General features: G+C 67.1%; 2 protein-coding genes. One reads left to right on the top strand and one right to left on the bottom strand.

Translation table 11 applies throughout. From position 1 onward, the window contains the following. Positions 1-120: 120 nt before the first annotated feature. Positions 121-870 carry a DUF427 domain-containing protein gene (locus tag ACFWF3_RS36395; protein WP_379318742.1) on the top strand — a complete coding sequence of 250 codons (750 nt, stop codon included), beginning with the start codon at positions 121-123 and terminating at the stop codon, positions 868-870. Here the strand turns inward: ACFWF3_RS36395 and ACFWF3_RS36390 are convergent. Then, positions 871-1,227 (bottom strand): hypothetical protein (locus ACFWF3_RS36390; RefSeq protein ID WP_379318740.1); only part of this gene is annotated, 357 nt, incomplete at its 5' end.

The raw sequence follows: 1,227 nt of genomic DNA, 5'->3' as shown, positions 1-1,227 counted from the left end.
GGCTTGCTCCTTCGTCGCCTACGCAACGGCACCTGATCGACGGGACGGCCGCGAACCCGGCCGCTGCGCGTCCGGCCCCTCCCTAAGGGTCGGGGTTCGGAATTCGGGTAGCGTTAGTGCATGACCGAGGACCGACGTGGACGTGTCAAGGTTGAGACCGGACAGAAGCGAGTACGGGCCTACTTGCACGGGAAGCTGGTGGCCGACACGCTCCGGCCGTTGCTGGTCTGGGAGATCCCGTACTACCCGACCTACTACGTGCCGCTCACCGACGTGCGCGCCGACCTCGATCCGAACGGGGTCACCGAGCACTCCCCCAGCCGCGGCGACGCGACGGGTTACGACGTGACGGTCGAGGGTCTGCGCGCCGACGGTGCGGCGCTGCGCTATCTCGACTCACCGCTGTCGGAGCTGAAAGACGCTGTGCGGCTCGACATCGCCGCGTTCGACTGGTTCGAGGAAGACGAGCAGGTCTTCGTCCATCCGCGCGACCCGTATTCGCGCGTGGACATTCTCGGCAGTTCCCGGCACGTGCGGGTGGAGATCGACGGAGTGACCGTCGCGGACTCGCATTCGCCCCGAATCCTGTTCGAAACCGGTTTGCCCGCACGGTATTACCTGCCGCTGACCGATGTCCGGATGGACCTGCTGACCGCGTCGGACACCCACACCAGCTGCCCGTACAAGGGCACCGCCGACTACTGGAACGTGCGCGTCGGCGACACCGAGCACGCCGACCTGGTCTGGATCTACCGCACGCCGCTGCCGGAGAGCCAGAAGGTGGCGGGGCTGGCGTGCTTCTACAACGAGAAGGTCGACATCTACCTCGACGGGGTGCGACAGGATCGCCCGCACACCCCGTTCGGCTGACTATTCGCCGACGTCGAGCACGCCCTCGTCGACCGCCCACTTGATCGACTTCTCCAGTGACGGACACGATTCCGGCCGACCCGGCCGCGCACCGTGCGCGGTCAGCTGCGCGAAGATCGGGCAGTGCGCGTCGGGTCGCTCGGTCCACTGCACCGAGGTCTGGTGCTGACTCGCCTTGCGCACCAGCACCTGTGCCGAGCACGCCTGGCACCGCAGTGGTGTGAGACCCGTGTCGAGGTAATGCTGTTTGTCGACCACAGTTTGCGCCCGCACCGCGGCTTGCCGCGCGGGTTGATCAGCGAAATCGGGCGCTTTGGCCCAGGTCGGGCGAGTCCCCGCACGCTGCGAGGATTCGCC

This window comes from Nocardia sp. NPDC060220, from assembly GCF_042727815.1.
Taxonomy (GTDB): Bacteria; Actinomycetota; Actinomycetes; order Mycobacteriales; family Mycobacteriaceae; genus Nocardia.
The sequence above is the reverse complement of the archived record's forward strand: the minus strand, read 5'-3'. Positions and strand labels throughout refer to the sequence as shown.